This window comes from Shewanella metallivivens (assembly GCF_028750675.1).
GTDB classification, from domain to species: Bacteria; Pseudomonadota; Gammaproteobacteria; order Enterobacterales; family Shewanellaceae; genus Shewanella; species Shewanella metallivivens.
The window spans coordinates 210,373-236,101 of the sequence record NZ_JAQQPZ010000015.1 but is presented as its reverse complement, the minus strand read 5'-3'; the positions used below and the strand labels follow the sequence as shown (position 1 = coordinate 236,101).

At 43.0% G+C, this 25,729-nt stretch carries 21 protein-coding genes; 5 read left to right on the top strand and 16 right to left on the bottom strand.

Annotation, left to right across the window (positions count from 1 at the left end; all coding sequences use genetic code 11):
• Window positions 1-27 precede the first annotated feature (27 nt).
• The 5 genes from prfB to ohrR form a co-directional block, all read right to left on the bottom strand.
• Window positions 28-1,126 (bottom strand): peptide chain release factor 2 gene (gene prfB / locus PQR79_RS19160; protein WP_238106226.1). Its coding sequence is split into 2 segments (ribosomal slippage): window positions 28-1,050 and window positions 1,052-1,126, totalling 1,098 coding nucleotides; the frame shifts between segments, so codons are not numbered across the junction.
• A gap of 215 nt (window positions 1,127-1,341) precedes the next feature.
• On the bottom strand, window positions 1,342-3,006 hold the full coding sequence (locus PQR79_RS19155; protein ID WP_238106225.1) for a methyl-accepting chemotaxis protein: 1,665 nt from the start codon (window positions 3,004-3,006) through the stop codon (window positions 1,342-1,344).
• Window positions 3,007-3,117: 111 nt separating this feature from the next.
• Window positions 3,118-4,275, bottom strand: a complete 1,158-nt coding sequence (gene chrA / locus PQR79_RS19150) for a chromate efflux transporter (protein ID WP_238106224.1) — start codon at window positions 4,273-4,275, stop codon at window positions 3,118-3,120.
• Between the two features lie 72 nt (window positions 4,276-4,347).
• Window positions 4,348-5,421 (bottom strand): 23S rRNA (uracil(747)-C(5))-methyltransferase RlmC, encoded by a 1,074-nt coding sequence (gene rlmC / locus PQR79_RS19145; protein ID WP_238106223.1) that lies wholly within the window; start codon window positions 5,419-5,421, stop codon window positions 4,348-4,350.
• A 49-nt stretch (window positions 5,422-5,470) separates the two neighbouring features.
• Window positions 5,471-5,950, bottom strand: coding sequence for a transcriptional regulator OhrR (gene ohrR, locus PQR79_RS19140; RefSeq protein WP_238106222.1), 480 nt, complete (start codon window positions 5,948-5,950; stop codon window positions 5,471-5,473).
• A 205-nt stretch (window positions 5,951-6,155) separates the two neighbouring features.
• On the opposite strand from ohrR, the gene PQR79_RS19135 reads away from it, so the two are divergent.
• Window positions 6,156-6,347 carry a cytoplasmic protein gene (locus PQR79_RS19135; protein ID WP_238106221.1) on the top strand — a complete coding sequence of 64 codons (192 nt, stop codon included), beginning with the start codon at window positions 6,156-6,158 and terminating at the stop codon, window positions 6,345-6,347.
• Window positions 6,348-6,410: 63 nt separating this feature from the next.
• Here the strand turns inward: PQR79_RS19135 and PQR79_RS19130 are convergent, their stop codons facing one another.
• The 3 genes from PQR79_RS19130 to PQR79_RS19120 form a co-directional block, all read right to left on the bottom strand.
• Window positions 6,411-6,791: a SpoIIAA family protein gene (locus tag PQR79_RS19130; protein WP_238106220.1), complete on the bottom strand. Its 381-nt coding sequence runs from the start codon at window positions 6,789-6,791 to the stop codon at window positions 6,411-6,413.
• 143 nt (window positions 6,792-6,934) lie between these two features.
• Window positions 6,935-8,347 (bottom strand): multidrug transporter subunit MdtD, encoded by a 1,413-nt coding sequence (gene mdtD, locus PQR79_RS19125; RefSeq protein ID WP_274408621.1) that lies wholly within the window; start codon window positions 8,345-8,347, stop codon window positions 6,935-6,937.
• 8 nt (window positions 8,348-8,355) lie between these two features.
• A complete protein-coding gene (locus PQR79_RS19120) occupies window positions 8,356-8,910 on the bottom strand; it encodes a TMEM165/GDT1 family protein (RefSeq protein ID WP_238106218.1) in 555 nt (184 codons plus the stop codon).
• Between the two features lie 467 nt (window positions 8,911-9,377).
• Here PQR79_RS19120 and PQR79_RS19115 point away from each other — a divergent pair, with 467 nt between their 5' ends.
• Window positions 9,378-10,580, top strand: coding sequence for an aromatic amino acid transport family protein (locus tag PQR79_RS19115; protein ID WP_238106217.1), 1,203 nt, complete (start codon window positions 9,378-9,380; stop codon window positions 10,578-10,580).
• A gap of 131 nt (window positions 10,581-10,711) precedes the next feature.
• Window positions 10,712-12,868, top strand: coding sequence for a S46 family peptidase (locus PQR79_RS19110; RefSeq protein ID WP_238106216.1), 2,157 nt, complete (start codon window positions 10,712-10,714; stop codon window positions 12,866-12,868).
• Window positions 12,869-12,890: 22 nt separating this feature from the next.
• Here PQR79_RS19110 and PQR79_RS19105 read toward each other — a convergent pair whose 3' ends face one another.
• From PQR79_RS19105 to PQR79_RS19095, 3 genes are all read right to left on the bottom strand, one after another.
• Window positions 12,891-13,592, bottom strand: a complete 702-nt coding sequence (locus PQR79_RS19105; protein WP_238106215.1) for a 23S rRNA pseudouridine(2604) synthase RluF — start codon at window positions 13,590-13,592, stop codon at window positions 12,891-12,893.
• 28 nt (window positions 13,593-13,620) lie between these two features.
• The gene (locus PQR79_RS19100) at window positions 13,621-14,313 is read right to left on the bottom strand and encodes a DUF998 domain-containing protein (protein WP_274408620.1); all 693 of its coding nucleotides are present in this window, start codon (window positions 14,311-14,313) and stop codon (window positions 13,621-13,623) included.
• Between the two features lie 138 nt (window positions 14,314-14,451).
• Entirely contained in the window at window positions 14,452-15,795 is a 1,344-nt protein-coding gene (locus tag PQR79_RS19095; protein ID WP_303648611.1) for a Na+/H+ antiporter NhaC family protein, read from the bottom strand.
• Between the two features lie 343 nt (window positions 15,796-16,138).
• Here PQR79_RS19095 and PQR79_RS19090 point away from each other — a divergent pair, with 343 nt between their 5' ends.
• On the top strand, window positions 16,139-16,423 hold the full coding sequence (locus tag PQR79_RS19090; RefSeq protein ID WP_238106213.1) for a hypothetical protein: 285 nt from the start codon (window positions 16,139-16,141) through the stop codon (window positions 16,421-16,423).
• A 55-nt stretch (window positions 16,424-16,478) separates the two neighbouring features.
• Here the strand turns inward: PQR79_RS19090 and putA are convergent, their stop codons facing one another.
• The 4 genes from putA to PQR79_RS19070 form a co-directional block, all read right to left on the bottom strand.
• The gene (gene putA / locus PQR79_RS19085; protein ID WP_238106212.1) at window positions 16,479-19,673 is read right to left on the bottom strand and encodes a bifunctional proline dehydrogenase/L-glutamate gamma-semialdehyde dehydrogenase PutA; all 3,195 of its coding nucleotides are present in this window, start codon (window positions 19,671-19,673) and stop codon (window positions 16,479-16,481) included.
• Between the two features lie 368 nt (window positions 19,674-20,041).
• Window positions 20,042-20,623, bottom strand: coding sequence for a TIGR04211 family SH3 domain-containing protein (locus PQR79_RS19080; RefSeq protein WP_238106211.1), 582 nt, complete (start codon window positions 20,621-20,623; stop codon window positions 20,042-20,044).
• A gap of 141 nt (window positions 20,624-20,764) precedes the next feature.
• The gene (locus PQR79_RS19075; protein WP_238106210.1) at window positions 20,765-22,033 is read right to left on the bottom strand and encodes an inorganic phosphate transporter; all 1,269 of its coding nucleotides are present in this window, start codon (window positions 22,031-22,033) and stop codon (window positions 20,765-20,767) included.
• Window positions 22,034-22,057: 24 nt separating this feature from the next.
• Window positions 22,058-22,738: a TIGR00153 family protein gene (locus PQR79_RS19070; protein ID WP_238106209.1), complete on the bottom strand. Its 681-nt coding sequence runs from the start codon at window positions 22,736-22,738 to the stop codon at window positions 22,058-22,060.
• A gap of 238 nt (window positions 22,739-22,976) precedes the next feature.
• On the opposite strand from PQR79_RS19070, the gene PQR79_RS19065 reads away from it, so the two are divergent.
• Complete coding sequence (locus PQR79_RS19065) at window positions 22,977-23,954, top strand: CYTH domain-containing protein (protein ID WP_238106208.1); 978 nt, start codon at window positions 22,977-22,979, stop codon at window positions 23,952-23,954.
• Between the two features lie 110 nt (window positions 23,955-24,064).
• Here the strand turns inward: PQR79_RS19065 and katB are convergent, their stop codons facing one another.
• Entirely contained in the window at window positions 24,065-25,525 is a 1,461-nt protein-coding gene (gene katB / locus PQR79_RS19060) for a catalase KatB (protein WP_238106207.1), read from the bottom strand.
• Window positions 25,526-25,729: the final 204 nt, after the last annotated feature.

Below are 25,729 nucleotides of genomic sequence, written 5' to 3'. Positions count from 1 at the left end.
AAATGCATGGCGAAAAAAGTTAATTTTTTAAAGTCCTGATTTTAGGCTGGCTTCAATAAACTTATCTAAATCACCATCCAACACAGATTGAGTATTACGGTTCTCAACCCCTGTACGTAAATCTTTAATGCGTGCATCGTCTAACACATATGAGCGGATTTGACTGCCCCAACCAATGTCAGATTTAGCATCTTCAGCGGCTTGCTTATCAGCATTTTGCTTATGCATTTCTAACTCGTATAGCTTAGCTTTTAATTGCTTAAAGGCTGAGTCACGGTTTTTATGCTGCGAACGATCGTTTTGACATTGCACAACGGTATTGGTTGGCAAGTGAGTAATACGTATCGCTGAATCCGTTTTGTTAACGTGCTGACCACCGGCACCTGAGGCGCGGTATGTATCAATACGCAAGTCAGATGGATTAATCTCGATTTCAATATCGTCGTCAATTTCAGGGTACACAAATACCGAGCAAAAAGACGTATGACGTTTACCCGATGAGTCAAACGGCGACTTACGCACTAAACGATGTACACCCGTTTCGGTGCGCATCCATCCAAATGCATATTCGCCAGTAAATTTAATGGTCGCCCCTTTAATACCCGCTACATCACCGTCGGTAACTTCCATTAATTCTGGGCTATAGCCATGGGCTTCGCCCCAACGCAAATACATGCGTAATACCATGTTGGCCCAATCTTGGGCTTCAGTACCGCCCGAACCAGATTGAATGTCTAAGTAACAATTTGATTCGTCATTTTTACCCGAGAACATCCGGCGAAATTCCAAATCAGCCAAACGAGAATCTAAGGTTTTTAGTTCCTCTGAAGCATCGTTAAAGGTTTCTTCGTCATCTTCTTCGATTGCTAATTCAAGCAACCCTTCAATGTCCTCAAGACCTGCGTCCATATCATCAATGGTTTTAACAACCGCTTCTAGTGCAGCACGTTCTTTACCCAGTGCTTGCGCACGTTCAGGTACGTTCCACACTTCAGAACTTTCTAGCTCTCGACTGACTTCTTCTAAACGCTCACTTTTAGCAGCGTAGTCAAAGATACCCCCGAAGTAACTCAGTACGTTCAGCGAGCTCTTTAATTTTGAATTTTACCGGATTAACTTCAAACATGAATATTCAACTTAAATTAGCGGTTAACAAAAGGTGCAACGGCGCATTTTACCCCATGATACGCGCTAAACCTAGACCGAAAGGCCGATTATTAACAAACTAATTATGAATAAATGTCACCAACGCAAACACTCGGCCAATATGCATTTTTGCATAAAAAAATGAACCCACTTGGGGTTCATTTCTCTATGGTGTAAAGCGTGTCGTTGAAGGCATTAAATCTTAAACTGGCCCACCAACTTAGCAAGGATTTGCCCCTCATTAGCAACATCTTTACACGCCCCTGAAGCATCTTGGCTGGCGGCCAATAACGAGTTAACGATTTCTTGCACAGAGTTAACGTTGCGATGAATTTCTTCAGTCACAGAGCTTTGCTCAGTCGCTGCGGTTGCAATTTGAGTACTCATGTCATTAATACTGGTTACGGACGAGGTTACAGCGCCTAGGCTTTCAGAAATTGCACGTGACGATTCAACCGAGCTTAAACAGCTTGTTTGGCTTTCTTGCATGGTTTGCACCGCTTTGGTCACTAATTTATGCAACTGCGATAGCATGTCATTAATTTCTACCGTACTGCTTTGGGTGCGGCTGGCGAGGTTTCTCACTTCATCAGCAACCACAGCAAATCCACGCCCTTGTTCACCGGCACGGGCCGCTTCAATGGCTGCGTTCAATGCCAATAAGTTAGTTTGTTCAGCAATACCACCAATAACACTTAATACCGAGTTGATTTTTTGCGATTGTTCACTTAACGACCTAACATCTGCTGCTGCATTATCAATTTGTTCCATTAAATTAGATACTTCAGTTAATGAAGTATCGACACATTCTTGTGCTTTAGACACGTTGCCTGACGCGGTATGCGTTGCATCGGCGACCATACTGGTATTGTGCGCCACATCATTTGCAGTAGCGGACATTTCAGTAATTGCGGTCACAATTTGGTCAATTTCATTGTTGTGACTGTAGAGCTGTTCGGTCATTGACGCGGTTTGGCCACTGATACTTTGCGCGCCGTGTTTAACTTTCTCAGTTGCACCCGCCACATCACCAATAATCGTTTGCAACTTATCAACAAATAAATTAAATGCACTGCCGAGCTGGCCAATTTCATCTTCACTGGTGACATCTAAACGCTTGGTTAAATCGCCTTCACCTTTGGCAATGTCATTAAGAGAATTCGCCATATTTTGGATCGGCACAACCAACTTATGCGCCATAATGATCACCACAAATGCGGTAATACCGGTTAAGCCAAGCGCCATCATTAAAAACATCAACGCTTTGGTGTTCATGCGCTCAGTTTTTTCATCACGAAACGTTAAGATAGATTGCTCGATATCATCAATGTATGCCCCAGTACCCAACATCCAGTTGGTATTAGGCACCATAACGGCATAACCCAGTTTTTCGATTAACTGCTCAGTACCCGGTTTTTTATAAAAGTAGGAAAATATGCCATCACCAGATTTTGCTGCATTTAATAACCCAACAATAATTTTGGTGCCATTAGGGTCTGTCATTTCGATTTTATTCTGCCCTTCCAACTCTGGCATAGTTGCATGTAAAATGTTGACGCCAGCAGTGTCATAAATGTAAAAATAACCTGCGCTACCAAAACGTAAACCGCGTAATGCCTGGTTAACATTCCCCTCGCTCCCTAGCGAAAGCTGATGCTCAACAACGCCTTGGGCAATCTCGGTCGCTTCAGCAAGTTGATTCTTTCTTTCTGCGATTAATTCGCCGCGAAATTGGGCAATATCATTTTCTAACGAAGTCCCTTCGTTAACATAAAACAGACTCAGTAATACCGCTAAAATTAGCGATAAAGGGATTAGCGACAACCCCAAAAGCTTATTGCGTAAGGAAGATTTCAGCATAGTTGAATCAACTCGTAATGTAATTGTAAATTAAGTATAGATGTTTATGATTTGTAACCAAACATTCTCACTAAATAAAGTGAAATACATCGCAAAATCATAAAAAATGAATCACTGCAACAATAAGGTTAGCACAGCTCCTATAACAGCAAACCCGACTACCAACCAAACGATACTCGGTTTAAAAATTTTCAATACACTAAAGCCAATAATCACTAACGCCATGTCGAGCGGCATAATCACCGCACTGGTAAATACTGGCTGATAAAGTGCTGCGAGTAATAGCCCCACTACGGCGGCATTAACACCGGCTAATGCGCCAGCAATGTGAGGGCGCTGACTAATGGTGTGCCAACTTTTTAAGCCCACCAGCATAAGTAAAAAGCCCGGTAAAAAAATCGCTAAGGTCGCCACAATGGCGCCCATTATTGGTGATTCTAACCACAAATCAGCCCCTAAAAATGTCGCTAAAGTAAACATCGGCCCTGGGATTGCTTGCGCAAGCGCATAGCCGGTCAAAAAGCGATCTGGGGTAATGTAGTCGCCCACGCTGGCTTCAAGTAATGGCAATACCACATGACCGCCACCAAAAACTAGGCTACCAACTTGATAAAATTGCGCAAAAACTTGCCCTAAGCTGTCATCATGACCAATAAAATACAGAGAAATAACTAAGCCCAAAATAAATAAGGCAAGCCAGCGATAATCAAGCGAGATTTGAGGAGCCTCTGGCGTCATATTTTCACCGCGAGTCAGTAAAATCACCCCAGCAATGGCAGCGACAATGAGCACGGCTATTTGAGTTAACATCGATGGTATTATCACAATAACAACCGCTGTTACTGCCATTAACACCTTCGCGGTTTTACGCTGACAAAATTGGTGAAACATTGTTAACGTGGCGTCGGCAACCACCACAACAGCCAACAATTTTAAACCATGGATAATACCCTGTACTGCAGTCATGTCTAACCATTGTGCACTGGTTACAGCGAACAAAAATAGCAGTAAAAAAGACGGTAAAGTAAACCCCAAAAATGCCGCGAGCCCACCCAGCACCCCACCTTTGTGATAACCAATAGCAAAGCCGACTTGGCTAGAGCCAGGACCCGGCATAAATTGGCTTAAGGCAACAAAACTGGCGTATTGCTTGGCGTCGAGCCATTGCAAATCATCAACAAATGCTTTTCTAAAATAACCAATATGGGCCGCAGGACCACCAAAACTGATTAAGCCTAACGCTAAAAAACGACTGAAGATTTGCCACATCGCCCGAGATCCTTTTAATGTTGAATCATGATTTTATGACATAAAAATGACAATTTCATGACCACTCTTCACTTACAGCTTTTCTAGCATAACTAACACTTCAAAATGGTCAGTATGCGCAAACATATCAAACAACTGCACTTTAGTGATCTGGTAACCCTCAATACTGGCTAAATCATTAACTAGTGTATTGGGGTTACAGCTAGAATACACTATGGCCTTAGGCGCAAACAGACTCAATGACTGGCACAATGCTTCGCCTAATCCACGCCTTGGTGGATTAACAATAATCAAATCCGGTTTGTCTTGTATGGCCTGCCCTTGGGCAAATGCTGTTGAGTCAAGCGCACTAAAATCAACCTGAGATAAGCCTAATTTTTCAGCTGATAGTTTGGCACATTCAATGGCTTCGGCCTCAATTTCGATGCCGGTTAAACGAATATGCTTATCGGCACAATGCAGACCAAACCCCCCTACGCCACAAAACAAATCCCAAATGTAGTTTGGGTTAAACTCTGCCACCCACTCGCGAGCGGTTTGATATAACTGTGCAGCAACCTCAGGATTGGTTTGAAAAAAACTTTTAGGGCGAATAAATAGTGGCACATGATTAAACTGTTCTTCTAAACGAGTCGCCTCAGTTAAAAAGATTTCTTGCTCGCCTTCTAATATCGCCATATGCACAGGCTGGATGTTGACAGACACTAACGCTATTGCTGGAAACTCTTGTAAAAGCTGTGGTAACTCGCGCTCGATGCGGGCAATGGCTTGCTCGCTGCGCATCACAAAGCGCAACATAAATTGGCCGTGCTTTTGGCTGCGTGTCAGTAAGATGTATTTCAGTTCACCTTTGGCTTTGTCGACACGATATGGCGGTAAGCCCGCTTGTTGCACAAAACGCTCTAACCGATGCAGCAGTACTTGCATATCATGCGGATACAAGCTGCAATCACATAAGCTAACGGCCTCGCCTTGTGGATTAACTAAGCCTAAGATGGGTTGATGCGCGGCACCTAATACCACCATTTTAGCTTTATTACGAAAACCAGACTCGGCACTCAATACCGGTGGCAGCCATTTCCCTACCGCTAACTCACCAAATAATGCCTCAAGCTGCTGTTGTTTAATGGCAATTTGCTGTGCCATTGGTTGCACAATGTTGCGACAGGATAAACAATCACCACGCTGAAAATAATCACATTTCACAGCTTGTCGCCTCGCCCGAATTCAGCATAGCAAATGCTTGATCACACAATTTTTTAAGTTGTGCTAAATCGTCTAACGTTCCGCCGACTTTACAGCGCATTTGCTCAGGAATAGCCAGAGCTTGTTGATGTAACTCACGCCCCGCTTCAGTCACGTGTAAAACCCGAACTCGCTCGTCTAATTCACTGCGACCACGGCTAACTAACGCTTTGGTCTCTAAACGTTTCAGTAACGGCGTTAATGTTCCTGAATCAAGATGAAGCTTTTCACCTAAGGTTTTCACGCTGATGCCAGGCTCTTGCCAAAGCACCATCATCACTAAATATTGCGGGTAAGTGAGTGACAGTTCATCAAGTAAGGGTCTATAGGCGCGGATCATGGCATTGGTCGCACTGTACAATGAGAAACACACTTGGTTTTCAAGTGCTAAAGGGTTAACCGATTGATCGGGATGATGTTTAGTAGACATAGACTTCGCTCTGCTCACAAATAATAATCGAAATACCTTGGTATATCCGTGCAAATCCAACAGGTGACCGTATTAGTATTAAATTATACCACACATTAATTGCGCGCAATGTATCAACTGTTATCCATAAATAAAATGATTTACGACTCAAGTTTAACCCTACTATGCCGATATACTTTTACTAACTCAAAACTGAGGGTAAAGCATGACTATCAGTCTGAATGCACCATCATCGATGCCAACGACGATCGATTCAGGAAACAGTTTGAAAGTGGCTGTGATGGCAAAAGATCAACAAGAAATTGAAGGGCAAATGGCACTGCAGCTGATTGAAGCCGCCGCGCCCGCACCGCAACCGGTCGGTAATAGCGGTCATAATATTAATACCACGGCATAAAAATATGATGCATAAAAAACCTAGCAATTAATGCTAGGTTTTTGTTTTTAAAATGACTTAAATTTAATAGCGTAACCATTTCAGCGCATCATTTTGGTCTTCAAAATACTTCATTTCACCAGAAATAAACCAACTGCCCATTTTTGCAGCCCATTCATGCCAGTTTTTATTACCCCAAATAGCAACGCGTTCAAATTCAGACTGGTGTTTTAACCCTAGTTGTAAATCATCCCAAGCGGCACGTAATTCCCAACCTTCAAGTTCGGTAGCATCCAATAACAAACTGATTTTGGGTTGATCGACTTGGCTAAGCGCACCTTCAAGCATCGGTGTAATCACCAGATAATCTTCGTGAGTTAAGGTACCCACAGCTTTCAGTGTCACAAAGAAAACATTCTCGATACGGTTTATGCCTATCGACAAACCATGTTTTTTAATACTCATACCCCACTCCTTAGTCATATAAAAAACCGAGACCTGTGTTTATATTTTAACCAATCTGGGTATGTAGAATGTGTTTAACTGCACAAAAAAATCAATTAAAAACGACTTCGACAAAGCTTTATCACTATTGATGACAAATGTTGTCAATCTTGCGCCAACATGCGGCCATCTTCTTTTGATAACAAAGCAAAAATCGCCGCGGCTAGCATGGTCATGACACCAACACTCAAAAAAGTCAGCTGAAATGCACTCAATACTGCCGTTTGTGTATCACTCGCCATATTGCCACTAAAGCCTCCGAGTAACGCGCCAGCACATGCAACACCTAGGCTTAACGATAACTGACCAACCACAGATAACAAACTATTACCGCTACTGGCATTTTCATCATTTAAATCAATCAGTGTTACTGCGTTCATTGCGGTGAATTGCAGTGAGTTAATTGCGCCCAAAATCGCCAATAAAGTCAGCAGCAACCAATAAGGTGTTTGCTCGCTCACTAAACCAACACTGGCCAACATAATCCCTAATGCCAATGTGTTTGCAGTAAGCACCATTCGATAACCTAAACGTTCGATAATTGGTCGTGCTAACGACTTAGCCAAAATAGCCGCGGCGGCCAAAGGTAACATGCTCATCCCAGCTTGAGACGGTGAGTAACCCAAAGCCACTTGCAATAATAATGGCACTAAAAACGGCAGAGCTCCGCTACCGAGCCTTGCGAATAAATTACCAAAAAGACCGATTGCAAATGTTCTGGTATTAAACAACGAGGGTGAAAATAATGGATTGGCCACCCGGCCAGCTCTAAGCCAATAAGCAATCAAACATGCCATGCCAGCAAATAACAGCAACATCACCCTTAAATGAGGTAAATGCAGTTCACCTAATCCTTCCATTGCAACGGTGATGAACAACATCGCCGCACCAAATAATACGAACCCAAGGCTATCAAAGCGCGATTGTTGTTTGCCTCGTAAATCGGGGATGAATGTAAATGCGGCATAACATCCTATCAGGCCAACGGGTAGATTAATTAAAAATATCCAATGCCAGGTTAAGTATTGCACCATCCAGCCGCCCATTGTTGGGCCAATCAATGGACCCAGTAACCCAGGAATAGTGATAAATCCCATAATCCGCACAAGTTCGGTTCGCGGGTAAGCCCGCAGCACCACTAAGCGTCCAACAGGTAGCATCAATGCGCCGCCAAGTCCTTGCACCACCCGCGCACCGATCAACATATCGAGTGAATGAGAAAATGCACACAACAACGAACCGAAACTAAACAATACAATCGCGCTTAAAAAGATCTTTTTAGTGCCAAAGCGATCGGCTATCCAGCCTGATGCTGGGATCAACAAAGCCACCGTAAGCATGTAAGCAATAATGACACCTTGCATGCGCAGAGGATCTTCGTTTAAGTCACGGGCCATTGCGGGCAAGGCGGTATTGAGAATGGTGCCATCCAACGACTGCATAAAAAACGCAATCGCCACCACCCAAGGTAATCCTCGGGCGGTCTTGTTATCAAGAATTTGGCTTTTGATCATCATCCCTCTATTTACCACATGAGCGTGGCAACCCCGAGCAAAGCAAAAATCAGCGCACAGCCTCGGTGAATAAGTGCCATAGGTAACTTGTTCGCACTAAAATGCCCCACTAAAACAACCGGTACATTGGCAATGAGCATGCCTAAGGTAGTACCAATGACGACCCAGGTCAGTGATTGATACTTTGCCGCGAGCACCACGGTGGCGATTTGCGTTTTATCCCCGATTTCAGCAATAAAGAACAAAATAAACGTCGCGCCAAAAGCCCCTAGTTTATAAAAACGATGATCATCATCGTCGATTTTATCGGGAATTAATACCCATAATGCTATGGCAAAAAAGCTCGTGGCAACAATATAACGTGACCATTGAGGATCTAGCCAGCCTATCGCCCATTGCCCCAAATACGCAGCAATAAAATGATTAATTAAGGTCGCAAGTAAAATGGCACTGATTATGGCGGATTTGTTGCTAAAGCGAACAGCGAGTAGCAATGCGAGCAATTGTGTTTTATCGCCAATTTCGGCAATTGCAACAGAGAAGGTAGAAGTGAGTAATGCGTCCAATATGACAATCCTAGGGGTAAATGACAACTAAGCACAAGCCGCCGCATACCCCTTGATGCAGTGATTGTGCTTAGGTCTCGCTGGGTAAACATCACCAATTTACAGTGTGTTACTGTCTGCACCATGGCATGAGGCCAATTATGTTGATACCGACACCTTGCATGCTACATCGCGCAACACAAGATTAGCTACTCCCCTAAAACTAAGCGTATTATAACGACTTACGAATTATATTCAATCACCTGCTTTTACATTGTAGATGTCACTTAACAATCATTGAGGCCCAATAGTAACGCCGTAATGCTACACTATTGCAAATATGACGTGTAAAACAGTTTGGCTTAATGTTGCGTAATTGTTTGCAAACAGCCCTGATAGCCTTTAACTGCCAAAGATCCTTGCCTGTCCCATCACCCTTCTGCTAATGTCCGACACAAATAAAATAATAATTACACTGGACATTAGCTGTGAATTTGAAAACCTTAGGTTCTATTTCGATTGTCGCGGGAACCGCTATTGGCGGCGGTATGCTCGCTTTACCTTTAGCCACAGCAGCACTAGGTATAATCCCCGCATTAATCTTATTAGTGGTCATTTGGGCTATTTCTGCCTACACCTCACTGCTTATGTTAGAAATTAATCTGCGCAGCGGTGTGGGTGATAACGTTCATGCAATCACAGGCAAAACCCTCGGTAAAGTCGGCCAAATGATTCAAGGCGGCTCTTTTTTGAGCTTATTATTTGCCTTAACCATGGTCTATTTGATGGGGGGGTCATCGTTACTTGAAACCCGCCTTCAACCAATAGGCATTAACATGAGCAATCAGGTTGCTGTGATCTTATTTACCGTGTTTTTTGGTGGTTTGATTGCTATCGGGGTTAAATGGATTGATAAAATATCGCGTTTTTTATTTAGTGCAATGGTGTTGTTATTAGTGGTGGTCGTGAGCTTTTTATTGCCCGATGTTAGCTTAATAACAGCATTAAATAACTACTCTACAACCGTTGCCTCTGGCGATGCACTGCAGCAACTATGGTTAGCCGCTATCCCTGTGGTATTTACCTCTTTTGGTTTTCATGTGTGTATTGCGACCATTGTGCGCTACCTTGATGGTGATGCTGTGTCATTAAGAAAAGTGCTCCTGATTGGCTCTACCATCCCTTTAGTGTGTTACATTTTATGGTTGCTGGTTACCCTAGGCTCACTAGGTGGTGAAGCCGTACATAACTTTGGTGGTTCTTTGCCTAAACTGGTGGCTGCATTACAAGGCCTTGCTCAATCGAGCATCATTAGCCAAGCCATTGATCTCTTCGCAAACCTTGCATTAGTGACCTCATTTTTAGGGGTAACCATGAGCCTATTTGATTATGTCGCCGAGCTAACCCGTGCCAGAGATGATGTCGCCGGCCGTGCAAAAACCTGGTTGATCACTTTTGTTCCACCACTCTTGTGTGCACTTTATTATCCTGATGGCTTTTTCCAGGTCTTGGGGTTTGCTGCGATTCCATTGGTGGTGATGATTATCTTTTTACCCATAGCCATGGCATTAAAACAACGCGCCCAAATGTTGGGGGGATACCAAGTCTGTGGAGGTACATTCGCGCTTGTCATTGCCGGATTATTAGGCGCCCTTATTGTGTTTGCTCAACTCATGGTCGCACTGGGTTAATCAAGACTGTTAATGATTTGTAAGCGAGTTTTTCAGGCGCTACCATGAAGTAACAACTTTTGTTAAAGTCAGGCTTAGCCTGACTTTTTTGTTTTCTGGGCAACCAATAATATCTAAATGGACTAATTATAATGAAAAAATGGTTATTAACTGCCGCCATCGCCGCCAGTTTTGGTGCTTCGGCTGATGAAGGGATGTGGCAACCACATCAATTACCTGCAATGGCTGACGAACTTAAAGCAAAAGGGTTAGAAATAAGCGCGGACTCTATTTCAAAATTAACAGAGTTCCCAATGAACGCCGTAATCAGCCTAGGCGGTTGTACAGCCTCATTTGTGTCTCCAAAAGGGTTGGTCGTCACCAATCACCACTGCGCTTATGGCTCAATTCAGTACAACTCAACGCCTGAAAAAAACCTGCTTAAAGACGGCTTTTTAGCCAAAACCTATGCAGAAGAATTACCAGCAACACCCGGCTCACGTATTTTTGTTACCGAAGATGTCACCAACGTGACAGACAAAGTAACCGCTGGCCAAATGGATAAAGTCGGCAATGACTTTTACAAAGGCATTGAGCTACAAGAAAAAGCCTTAGTGGCTGAGTGTGAACAAGAAGAAGGTTATCGCTGCCAGGTGTATAGCTTTCACGGCGGTTTAGAATATTACCTTGTCAAACAACTGGAAATTCGCGATGTGCGTTTAGCCTATAACCCAGCAGCAAGTGTGGGTAAATACGGCGGCGATATCGACAACTGGATGTGGCCTCGTCATACCGGTGATTTTTCGTTTTATCGTGCTTATGTATCAAAAGACGGTAAGCCTGCCGATTTCAGCAAAGACAACGTTCCTTATGAGCCCAAAAGCTTTTTAAAAGTATCAGCCAAAGGTGTGAGTGATGGCGATTTTGTGATGGTGGCGGGTTACCCAGGTCGCACTAACCGTTACCGCACAGCAGATGAAGTGAACAACCAATTCAATTGGTCATACCCTCATGCAAAAGAATTGCAAGAGAAGATGATTGATATCATCAAAGACACTGCGCCAGAAGGCAGCGACGAGCGAATCAAATACGAAAGCTTAATTGCTGGCTTAGCTAACTATGCTAAAAACTTCACTTCGATGATTGAGTTTTATGGTAAATCAACCATGTTAGCCGATCGACAAAAAGTGGAAAGTGATCTAGCAAGCTGGATTAGCAAAGATAACCAACGCCAGCAAAAGTACGGCGAAACCTTAGCAAACCTTGAGAAACTAGTGGCAAAAAGCCAACTAAACCAAGAACGGGACATGTTACTGGGTTATATCGGTTACACCACTATGGTGACCACCGCACGTAACTTATACCGTTTAGCAAATGAGAAAACCTTAGCCGATATGGCTCGTGAGCCCGGTTTTCAAGATCGCGACATGACAAACTTTACCTCAAGCATGGAGCGAATCGACCGTCGTTATGCTGCCAGTGTTGATAAAGCTTTACTAGCGGATTTACTGACTCGCTATGCCGCATTACCTGCTGAGCAACGTATTGCATCATTAGATAATGCGTTTGGTATTACCAATAAGTTTGACGCTAAAGCCTTAGCGAAAACCCTCGACAAAATGTATGCAAAAACTAAGCTTGACGATAAAGACACACGTTTAGCTTGGATGAATAAATCGGTTGCTGACTTTAAAGCGTCAAACGATCCCTTTATTCAATTTGCAGTACAAACCTATGACGCTGATATGGCTCTGGAAAAAGCCAAAAAGCAATTAGAAGGTGATTTAATGAAAGTGCGTCCACAGTACATGGATGCCATCATTGCCTACAACCGCGAGTTAGGTAAACCGGTTTATGCTGACGCAAACTCAAGCTTACGAGTGACAGTAGGCAACGTGAAAGGTTACTCGCCACAAGATGGATTAAAAGCGGTACCCTTTACTCGTTTAGAGGGCTTATTAGCTAAAGATACTGGAGCGGATCCATTTGATGCACCCGCAAAGCAACTTGAACTGATTAAGCAAAAGCAATACGGCGATTACTACGTTAAGGCCATTGATTCTGTGCCGGTTAACTTTCTATCGACCCTTGATACCACAGGCGGTAACTCGGGCTCACCCACCTTAAATGGTCGAGCTGAGCTCGTTGGTTTATTGTTTGATGGTGTATACGAAAGCATTATTGGCGATTGGGGTTACGATGCTCAAAGCAATCGTTCTATTCAAGTTGATAGCCGTTACATGTTATGGGTGATGAAGTATTTAGATAATGCTGACAACCTATTAGCTGAAATGGATATCGCCAAATAGTCCTTGTATTAACTCAGTTACGTTAACTGAGTTGCTTTAAAGTCACTAACTCTGCGGCCGATACTGGCCGCATTGTTTTTTCTGGCAAATCATCTAAACACACCTCCATGAGTTTTGTTCTCAGTAAATCAATCACCTTAAAGCCCAACGCCTGACACATGCGCCTAATTTGGCGATTTAACCCTTGAGTGAGCACTATTTCAAAGGTTGTTGAGTTAACTAACCTTATGCGGCATGGCTTTGTTTGCACCTTGGCATAACTCACTCCTGTGGCCATATCACTTAGAAACTCTGCCGTGAGCGGTTTATCCACCTGTACTACATAGGTTTTACTGTGGTTAAAATCAGGATGCATTAAGGTTTGAGTGAGCTCGCCATCATTGGTTAAGAGCAATAAACCGCGAGAATCTTTGTCTAAACGCCCTGCGGGGTACAGCCTTGGTTTTGCGGGAAGTAAATGAAGTAAACTACTGGGATCGTTAATCAATAAACGACAATCAATACCTACGGGTTTATGGTACAGCCAATATTGCTTTTCTTGCGGAGATAACACAGGTTGGCCATCAACACAGATATTAAGAGGCGTGGAGCTATCAACCCGGTCGCTATGTTTAGCCAACTGATGGTTTATGCTAACGCATCCGCGCTCAATTAACCGTGCCGCTTGGCGGCGTGACCCAACGCCACACAAGGCCAAATAATGACTAATGCGAACCAAAGACATAGCCTAGAGCTACCTTTAAATTAAAAAACTAATAATTTTCGAGCCACTTATAAACCACTTTTTGCTGGGCTTTAATGGTTTTCATCATGTGAAAACTCAAACAAACACACCATAAAATATTGGCTTGAGTTAACGACCACATCGCTAAAGACACACCACAATACTGCGGCATATAAACAGAACACTCAGGAAAATCGAGTAAATTCCAATCTAACAGTAGCAATAACAAACCGCCACTCAATAACGCCATAATAGTAAACGCCAACATACGTTTGCTCATGGTGCTACCGGGTTTGAAATAATCTAAAACACAAACACAATGCAGTACAATTGAACTGAATAAATACAAGGTAGACACTTTGCGGTGGATATCTAAAAAATTAATCGGAAACACACCCATCAAAATAATGCTCGCCCCCACAATGCCCCCCACCATAGCCAAGTAGCGACTGAGTCCATCTTGATAGGTATGAAATACTGCAACCATAGCCAGCAACAAGCAAGAGCCACCTGCTAACAACGACAAATTAAACACCACCGCCAGCGGTGAGTTCATATAATCGCCCAAAGTGTCAGGACGGATCATCAGCATATCAAGGCTGATCTCGCCAGCATCAGCCAGTAATGCACTGCCGACCCCAAATGAGCAAATCATTGCTGCGGCTAAAGACATCAACACAATCACTAGGTGCAAGTCGTAATTTCGAGTTCTAGATATCACTTGATACTGATCATGCTTATATTAAAAAGGAGGCAAATACTAACCCGTTAGCGGCTAAATTTAAAGCAAATAACAACATGCCCAACCGTTTGGGTTGGGCATGTGTGTATTAGTCACAAATTTATCGGGTAAAGAGTATTAAGTGCGCTTACGTAATACCACAATAACGACAGCGGTCACGGCTAATATCATGCAATACCAAGCATTAGACACAGCAGTTAATGGGCTTATGGTAAATACTGATGCTATCAGCAATGCTTGAGCACCATGGGGAATTAATCCTTGAATAATACAAGAGAAAATATCCAAAATACTGGCTGCACGTTTAGGCGTTACGCCATGCTTTTCAGCGAGCTCTTTGGCAATATCACCGGTAACGACAATCGATACCGTATTGTTTGCCACACAGGTATTGGTTGCTGCAACAATGGTCGCCATACCTAATTCAGCCGCGCGGCTTGACGCTTCACCATTGGCTTTTGAAAAACGACTAATCAGTTTCTCAATGATTTGACTGACAAAGGTCAATCCACCTTGCTGCTGCATTAGCGCGGCTAAACCACCCACTAACATCGACAGAATAAAAATTTCCTGCATGTTAGTAAAACCAGTGTAAATATCATTGCCCATTTGGATAACGGTATACTCTGAAGTAAACACCCCAGTGGCGCCAGCAAGTACAATGCCTAAAGACAACACCACAAATACGTTAAGCCCTGCAACAGCAAGCACTAAAATCGTCAAATAAGGGACCACTTTTAAAATATCGATATCTTGTGCTGCAATATCAGCCTGACCTTGGCCAGCCAATGAAAATAGCACTAAGGTAATGATCGAAGCAGGAATAGAAAATACTAAGTTTTCACGAAACTTGTCTTTCATTTCACAGCCTTGCGTACGAGTTGCCGCGATTGTGGTATCTGAGATAATTGATAAATTATCGCCAAATAACGCACCCGACATTACCGCACCAGCCATTAATGCATAATCAATTTGAGCCTGATCAGCAACACCTAGCGCGACAGGTGCAACCGCTGCAATAGTCCCCATTGAGGTCCCCATTGAGGTGGCAATAAATGCTGCTATCACAAAAAAGCCTGGCAGTAATAAATTAGACGGAATAAACGATAAACCCAAAGCCACGGTAGCGTCTACACCACCTGTCGCTTTAGCCACTGCAGCAAAAGCTCCCGCGAGCAAATAGATTAAACACATTGCAATGATATTGCTGTGGCCAATGCCTTCAATAAACGTTTCAATTGCTTGGTTAATTTTCTGCTTAGATAACAAGATCGCCAATACAATGGCTGGCAAGATCGCAATCACACTCGGTAATTGATAAAACGCATAATCAACACCTTGGCTTTGAAAATATAAGCCAGCGCCAATAAATAAACCTAAAAATACAAATAAGGGTAATAACGCCACAAACGAAGCAGGATTTTTAACAGCTGTCGTGGATGATTGAATTGGTGTGGTCAAAGTAATCTCTCTTTATCTTAACGATTTGGGGTTGTCGGATGAGAAAAGCGAGTAAGACACAATCTCGGTCATCGGTATTATCTAGTGGCTCTGGGCACAAACTAAATATTGCAGTCACATCTTAACAAGTTGCGCCAAGGATAAGAGAACTTTTTGCTCATGTCAATCTAGACGTCTAGACTTCTTTGCTGCCAAAGCATTATTTCTCATTAAGCAGGAAAACTTCTACAAAATTTAATCAAACTCTCCCGTTAATTTCACTCAAACTTGATTTAAGTTAACACTAACCTAATGCCGATTTGTTAACCTGACAAGAGTTCATCGACATCCATAAGGTGAAACTATGTTACGTAAGCCAGACAGAATGACGGCGATGAAACAACTCATCTCTCAAGTAAAAGTCAGCTTTCCACTGGATCAGCCTGATATCTTTCATTGTGGGCCAAATACTACTTGTGTCGGTTGCCCTAAAAAGTTGTTGGATTTAGTCGACGCTGAAATCAATTACTGGGAAGCCGCCATGGCTCAAGGGGTGACTCCTACACTCGGTGATATCAGTCGCTTTGCCAAAATGTGCACTAATGTTAGCCGTGGTTTAAAACGTAATAATGTTCCTACTCAGCATTAGCGGGCATAAAAAAGCCCACTTAAAGGTGGGCTAATCAGCATAATGACGTGATGAGTTACTCGTCAGCATCGCCTAACGACAATAACGTCGCATTACCACCAATAGCGGTAATGTTATTGGTGCGGGTCTTTTCGGTCACAAAACGGGTTAAGTAGTGTGGCCCACCGGCTTTAGGGCCTGTGCCAGACAAACCTTGACCGCCAAAGGGTTGTACACCAACCACAGCGCCAATTTGATTACGGTTAATATACACGTTACCTACATTGACTTTATCTGCTAAAGACAGCGCATGCCCTTCATTACGGCTGTGTATGCCTAACGTTAAGCCAAATCCGGTACTGTTGATCTCATCAATCACTTTAGCTAAATCGGCAGCTTTGTAACGAATGACATGTAAAATCGGTCCAAAATGTTCTTTTTCAAGTAACTTAATTGAGTCGATTTCAACCGCTGTAGGCGCCACAAAGTGACCATTTTCAGTACCCTCTGGTAGCTCAAGCTTATTAATTAACTTACCTACCTGGCAGATGTGATCAATATGCGCATTTAAGTTCGCTTTTGCAGTGGCATCAATCACTGGGCCAACGTCCGTTTTCACTGAGCTTGGATCGCCAATGGTTAATTGCTCCATTGCGCCTTTCATCACTTCAATAACGCGATCGGCAATGTCTTCTTGTAAAAACAACACACGTAACGCCGAACAACGCTGTCCAGCACTGGTAAATGATGACGAAACCACATCATTTACCACTTGTTCAGGTTGTGAAGTAGAGTCAACCACCATGGCATTTTGGCCACCGGTTTCAGCAATTAATGGAATAATGGCACCATCACGATTAGCCAAAGTACGGTTAATTAATTTGGCCGTACCAGTAGAGCCAGTAAAACACACACCGCCAATGCGTTCATCTGCTGTAATCGCCGAGCCAACCACCGCCCCCGTACCGGGTAAAAACTGCAATACGTCAGTGGGAATACCCGCTTGGTGAGCTAACTGCACTGCACGGAAACCCACTAAACACGTTTGCTCTGCAGGTTTGGCAATCACCGTATTACCCGCCGCTAACGCTGCTGATACTTGACCTAAGAAAATCGCTAATGGGAAGTTCCATGGGCTAATACACACAAAAATGCCGCGACCTTGTAAAAACAGTTCGTTTAACTCACCTGTTGGGCCAGGAAGCAATTCAGGTTTAGCCATCATTTTCTTCGCTTGCACGGCATAGTAACGGCAAAAATCGACGGCTTCGCGCACTTCATCAATACCGTCTTGAATGCTCTTACCAGCTTCGCGGGTACACAATGCAATCAATTCTTCACGGTTTTCTTCTAGTAAGTCAGCTAATTTTTGCAAGGCGTTAGCGCGAGTGTCAACTGGAGTACGTGCCCAACGGCTAAATGCTGTATCAGCACCTGCAATGGCTTGCTCAATCGCGTTTGCGTCGGCAAACGCAACTGTGCCCACCGTTAATTCAGTATTAAATGGACTCACAACGGTTTGTACTTCACCCTGCAAGATTTTGCCATTAACCAATGGACCTGCTGCCCACTGAGTATTGCTAAAGGTATCGATTGCAGCAAAAAATGGCTCTGACTCAGAAATAATGTTCATGTTTAATCCTTTAGAGTTTTTACGTTCTGCACCGAAAATATCAGCTGGTTGAACAATGTTATGATTCGCTAAGCTCTTGTAACCTAAGAGCGTGACCAAAGGGTGTACCACTAAGCTGTCTATTGGGGTATTGGGGTCAACGAGCTTATGCACAAAAGACGTATTGGCACCATTTTCAAGTAAACGACGCACTAAGTAAGGCAATAAGTCTTTGTGGGCACCAATTGGCGCATAAATGCGTACCGCTTTGGCACCGCTTTCAGCCAGCATGGTGTCATAAAGCTCTTGGCCCATTCCGTGTAAGCGTTGAAACTCGTACAAACGGTCGCCAGCCATTAAATCAATACTGGCAACAGTTTGGGCATTATGAGTCGCAAACTGTGGATAAATAGCTCCGCGGGTGGCATCAGACAGTAAATAACGCGCGCAAGCTAAGTACGACACATCGGTACCGGCTTTACGGGTAAAGAGTGGGTAGCCAGCTTCACCTGCTTGCTGCGCCCATTTAAGCTCACTGTCCCAATATGCCCCTTTAACTAAACGCAGAGGGATTTCATCACCTTGCTCTTTCGCCAAACGCGTTAGCCAACATAGTGTTGGTAAACAGCGCTTTGAATAAGCCTGCACCACAATGCCTAATAAGCCCCAACCTTTAGCGGCTTCAGACTGATACAATTTTTTAAATAGAGTAAGCGATAATTCAAGGCGATCCGCTTCTTCTGCATCGATAGAAATACCAATATTAAGTTCACGCGCCTGGACAATGAGCTTAATAACAGTGTCGTATAATTCGGTTAATACACGGTCTTTGTTTGCCACTTCATAACGAGGATGTAATGCAGATAATTTAATTGAGATAGTGGGTCTGGGTGAGTCAGATACGTCGTATTGCTGCGCACCTAAATCACGGATCGCATTGCTGTAATCGATAAAATATTTTTGCGCATCACTGGCTGTAAGCGCTGCTTCACCCAACATATCATAACTGTGGGTATAACCTAACTTACGCTTTGCTTCGCTGTTTTTAAGCGCTTCTTTCACATCGCGACCTAAAACAAACTGCTTACCCATAATTTTCATTGCCGCAAGCATTGCTTGGCGGATCATCGGCTCACCCACGCGATTAACAATACGCTTCAATAGGTTGCTTGGCGTGCCATCCATATTACGGTCTAATTTGACGATGCGACCCGTTAACATTAAGCCCCAAGTCGATGCATTGACTAAAACAGATCCACTCTTGTTTAAATGCTCATCCCACTTAGCACCAGACAATTTATCTTCAATGAGTGCATCAGCCGTTTCCGCATCAGGAATGCGCAACAAGGCTTCTGCTAAACACATTAAAATAATGCCTTCTTGCGTTTCTAAGCTGTATTGTTGCAAAAAAGCATCAATACCGACCATTAGGCCTTTTTTCTCAAACTGGCGCACTTTGCTGACAAGTTCATGGGCACGGCGAGTGACTTGTTCAATGTCTTGTTCTGATGATGGCACAAGCTTAATCAATTCGGACAGGTATTGTTCTTCATCGACAATGTAGTTATTAGTCACTGCACGAAACAATTCCTCTAGAGTGGCATTGTCATAACGACCGCCCAGTACTTCACTCGCTTTGAACATAGTATTCGCTTCCATCTAGGTCAGGTTAAGGATGGTTGAGGTGGTGATTTATGGACACTGTATTCACGAATATTTTATTTTGTATACAATGTACGATCTAATTTTCGGCGATTATACATTCAAAATGTGAACTTGCACACAATAGTTGAATAGTTGTGATTGATTGTTTAATTAACAAGACTAAAAGCCATAAAAAAATGTTGACAAAATGAGTTAATCAAATCAGTAACCAACCGTAAATCACTAATTAAAAACAAGTTATTAAGTAAGAACTAAAGTAATTATTCGCGAATTAAGCTCATCATAAAAAACCATAAAAAAAGGCCAACGTTTAAATCGTTGACCTTTTATTAATTGTACTTTTTCAAAAAATCGCGATGAGCTTACATCCACCGATTTTTATTTCTACGCTGCGGGCGAGGTAAATAAACTAAAATAATACCGATTAACGCACCTAATCCACCAATCAAGCCACCTTGTTGCCACAACTCATAACGTTGATCATCAACCACTTGAGAGATTTTAGATTGCGCCTCATCACGCTCTGCCGTTGCTTGTGCCAATGCCTTGGTGAGTTCGGCAATTTTATCATTGGCCAGCTTTAAGTATTCTTCATTGTTGTCTGTACTGAGAGACACTTTATTAAGCCGCTCATTGCTTTCTCGCAGTTGTGCTTCCATCTCAGGAAAACGTACACGAAAGCTTGGCTTGTCAGTCACTAAACTGCTTAACACCCAACCTTCACGGCCTTTATGGTCGATAATTTGAGTAAAGTCGCCTTGAGTGTTACCCAATAATGTTATTGGCTGCCCAGCTTCTACACTACCAATAATACGGAAATCAGTTCCTGGGCCGCCATGGATATAAGTAAATACATCATCAGAGATGTAATCAGATTCGGCTTGCACAGTAAACACTAAACTGGGTACAAGCACTAAAACGAAGATTGAAAGCAGTCTTAACACGGGTAATTATCCAAACGTTGTAATCTTGTTGTCATGCTATTTATTAAATGCCCTGAATGCAAGAAGGAAGTCATATGACTTCCTTCTTAAATGCATTTAACCATTCATATTTTTACGAATGTGTGCGGTTCGATAGTTAAATTAACTAAACATCGCTTTGATAATGTAAAAGAACACTATCGATAATGCCGCGCCAGCAGGTAAGGTGACGACCCAAGAAACGACAATATTACGCACAACACCAATGTTAATCGCCGCAATACCACGAGCCATACCAACACCTAATACTGCCCCCACTAAAGTTTGAGTAGTAGAAATAGGTAAACCAGTACCAGAAGCTAATACCACAGTAGATGCGGCAGCAAGTTCAGCAGCAAAACCACGGCTAGGTGTTAAGTGAGTAATATTTTTACCAATGGTTTGCATTACACGCTGACCAAAAATAGCCAAACCTAATACAATACCCGTGGCGCCTAATGGTAAAATCCACCAAGATAACACGGCTTTAGAACCGATGACGCCACCACTTTCAACAATAGAGACCACTGCAGCTAACGGGCCAATCGCATTGGCAACGTCGTTTGAACCATGGGCAAATGCCATACAGCAAGCTGTTACAACCATTAATATGGCAAATACTTTCTCAACATTACCAAATTGGGTTTTAACGTCTGCTTTGTCGCTCATTTTTAAACGACCAATGGCAACTTTACCAACCATACCCACAATCAATGCAACCACGATAGCTAATACATAGGCTTCTGTTGTTGAAAAGTGCAATCCAACGTGCTTTAAGCCTTTGGTAATTGTCACTAATGACATCACAAAACCCGCTAAGGCCATATAAAAAGGCACATAACGTTTAGCATTGGCTAACGGATCTTCAGTATCAAAAATCAGCTTTTGTACACTTTGGAAAATGATGTAAGCAATAAAGCCTGAAATCGCTGGTGTTACTACCCATGAGCCAACAATACCACCTACTGCGCCCCATGACACAGAGTCAATATTGACACCGACGGCAGCAAAACCAACAATTGCACCAATAATAGAATGCGTAGTTGATACCGGCCAGCCTAGCGCCGATGCGACCACTAACCAAATACCTGCAGCTAACAACGATGCAATCATACCGTATACCAATAATTCAGGTACATCGATAAAATAGCTCGCGTCGATAATCCCTTTTCGAATCGTGCTGGTCACTTCTCCGCCCGCCAAAAATGCGCCAGAGAATTCGAAAATCATTGCAATAATGATGGCTTGTTTAATAGTAATGGCATTAGAACCTACAGAGGTCCCCATTGCATTGGCTACGTCGTTTGCGCCAATACCCCATGCCATCAAAAATCCAAATGCCGCCGCAATCATAATAAGCATTGGGCCGTTGGTGACTAATACATCAACCATGTTGTTTCCTTGATAACCTTGTGATTAATTACGAGCTAGCATTAGCTCTAGGCGGGAGCCCACACGCTCAGCAAGATCTGCTAAACCTCCAACCCATTCGATAATTTTATACATGAACATCACATCGATCGGATTCAATCCATCTTCTAATGCGTACAATTGGCGACGCACTTGAATTTGCAAATCATCAGAATCTTCTTCGATGATATCGAGTTCATTGATCATTTTGGCAACCAACTCAACTTCACGACCACGGAAACCGGTTTCGAGTAAATCGTCGAGCTCGTTAATCGCTTGCTTAGCTAAAGACACGGCATCTAAACAACGCTTTAGATAGGCAGCGAAAGCAGCTTGTACAGGCTGAGGAAGGACTAATTGACGGCCAATAATGCGGCCAGAGATATCTTTTGCTTTGTTGGCAATTTTGTCTTGCTGAGTTAATAACTCAAGTAAGTCAGTACGCTCAACTGGCATAAACAATCCACCAGGTAACGTTAGGCGAATTTCACGCTTGAGTGAATCAGCGTCTTTTTCCAGCAAACTAATTTGTTTGCGGATCTTTACCGCTTCATCCCAGTCACCTGAAATGGTCGCGTCAAAGAATGGAACAAGAAGTGATGCACACTCATGTACTTTGTCGATATGCTGTTCTAAAGGCTTAAGAGGTGATTTTGCAAACACACCTAAAATAGAGTTTACTGGCATTGCCGTTTACCTATTTAATTAATTCCAGTTTGGAAAAAGCGGGCGCATGTTAACCCAAGCGTCCGCATAATGAAACTGTGTTTTTTAATTTTATATCACACAGTTTCTCAGTTATCGTTGCTCAGTATATATGATGCGAGCAAGGCTATCCTAAGATATTTTTATGACAGCAATATTACATTATGAACTAAATATGACGCATTAATGAACATTTGATTACAGCTAGGGCAAAAAGTAAATGGACGCAGAAATAGAGTTGAAACTCTTCATTCAACAACAAGATCATGATTTATTGAAAAAAATATTGAATGAACTCCCTCACTCGTCCCCTCAAGGACAAAAGAAATTAACCAACGGATATTTTGATACCACTGATTTACAACTGCGCCGTTGGGATATGGGTTTACGTGTAAGAGGCTTTGATGAACAACTCGAACAGACCATAAAAACAGCAGGTAGTGTTGTTGGAGGTATCCATTCACGTCCAGAATATAATATTAGCATTAATCAAAAAATGCCGGACCTGTCACTTTTTCCGTCTAAAATTTGGCCTGATGGACAAAACATTAATGCGATCACAGAATCTCTTGAGTGTATTTTTGAAACCAATTTTCAACGACAAACTTGGCACATTGAACATCAAGGATCTGTCGTCGAAGTCGCCTTGGATATCGGTGAGATTATTGCAGGTGATCTCAGCGAACCGATATGCGAACTTGAATTTGAATTACTCTCAGGCCAAGCAGCTGCTTTACTTCCTTTAGCTATTTCGGTGGCGAAATCGGTTCCGGTGCGTCTCGGTAAAGCCAGTAAAGCACAGCGAGGTTATCAATTAGCAGGAAAATCTCCAGCTATTGCGACATCACCTTTAGACAGTATGCCAACGTTAGAGGTAAACCAAAGTCAGGAGGCGTTAATTCAAATCCTTGCCAATGCTTTAGAGCGTTGGCAACTTGTTGAACAGCGCTTAACAGTAACATCGCCTGCACAACAAGTACCACTTTGGGTTCAACTAATTGAGTGTATTGAGTTAATTAAAAATTCGTTTACACAACTCAATCCCAGTAACAGCCAAGTTGATGCCCTTGCAAATTCGATTTTAGCAGCGGTAAAAACGGCGACAACAGCGACATCAAGCCCCTCATTGGCAACGTTATGGTATCAACCACAATATGGTCTGTTACAGTTAACAATCGTGGCGATGTTAATGAGTTAACCAAAGGCTAGTCTCTTTTAGTGGTTCGTTTTTTAAAGACAAAAAAACAGGAAGGCAAGCCTTCCTGTTTTATTGGGTTATATCTAGCCTAATTCAATTACTCGCTCAAATTACTTAGCTAACGCTTGTTTTACGCGTAGTCCGTAATCTGCATCAGCTTTGGTAAAGTGATCGACCATCGTTTGCTGTACCGCAAGTGTTGCTTGGCTTAAGGTCCCCGCAATGGTATCAACTAAACGCACTTTCTCTTCTTCACTGAATATACGGTATAAGTTACCTGATTGAGTAAAGTCGTCTTGGTTGTAACGGCTATAACGTGCAGCCTCACCATCTAAACGTAATGGTGGTTCTGCAAAATCAATGTTTTCAGTTAATGGCACCTGAGTATTAGGGCCATAATTCACACTTGCATCACCACCGGTTTGACTCCCTTGGTATGGGCACGCTGTTCCAGCCATAGCTCCAGCACGTTGGTGATGATTGGCTTTAGCTGCATGTGGGCAGTTAACCGGCAACTGATTGTAATTAGTACCAATACGATACCGCTGTGCATCCGCATAGGAAAACAAACGTGCTTGAAGCATTTTGTCTGGCGATGCACCAACACCAGGTACTAAGTTGCTTGGCGCTAATGCCACTTGCTCCACTTCAGCAAAGTAGTTTTGCGGTAAACGGTTTAGCTCAAGTACGCCCACTTCAATGAGTGGATAATCGCTGTGCGGCCACACTTTGGTTAAATCAAATGGGTTGATGGCATAGGTATTTGCATCAGCCTCCGGCATTATTTGCACGTTGACAGTCCAACGCGGGAAATTTGCATCATTTATGGCCACCATCATGTCGCGCTGTGACGAGTCAGGATCAATGCCCTTTAAGATATCGGCTTGTTCGCCGGTTAAATTCACCACACCTTGTTGTGATTTAAAGTGAAACTTAACCCAAAAACGCTCTCCTTTAGCATTCCAAAATGAGAATGTATGCGAGCCGTAGCCGTGCATTTGGCGATAGTTAGCCGGAATACCACGATCTGACATCAAAATAGTCACTTGGTGCAGCGATTCAGGGTTAAGGGCCCAAAAATCCCACATGGCTTGTGGATCTTTTAAATTGGTTTGTGGGTGGCGTTTTTGAGTGTGGATAAAGTCTGGGAACTTAATACCATCACGAATAAAAAATGTTGGGGTATTGTTACCGACAATATCGTGGTTACCACGAGCGGTGTAAAAACGTAATCCAAATCCGCGAGGGTCACGTTCAGCATCTGCCGAGCCCATTTCGCCGCCCACTGTCGAGAAACGTACAAATGTTTCAGTTTGCTTACCTACACCGTTAAAATGATCAGCTATAGTGTATTCACTTAAATCTTTGGTTAAGGTAAATGTGCCGTATACACCGGTGCCTTTTGCATGTACAACACGCTCAGGAATACGTTCGCGGTTAAAGTGGGCAAGCTTCTCAATTAAGTGCCAATCTTGTAATAGTAGCGGCCCGCGCTCACCAGCCGACAAAGAATTCTGGTCGTCTGCTATTGGAGCGCCATTTTGACTTGTTAAATAGTTAGCTTGATTCATGTTTTGCTCCTATGTGTGGTCTGTTAGCCACTGCTCAATTATGTCGTAAACTGTTGCCATGATGATTTTCCTTACTCAACTCATCAATCGATGAAGCAATAATAAATGCGCACAACAATTAATTAAAACGATTAAAACAGATGAGCGCAAACTAAAAAACAGATTTACCGGTATAGTTTGCATTGAAAAAACAGATGAGATGCT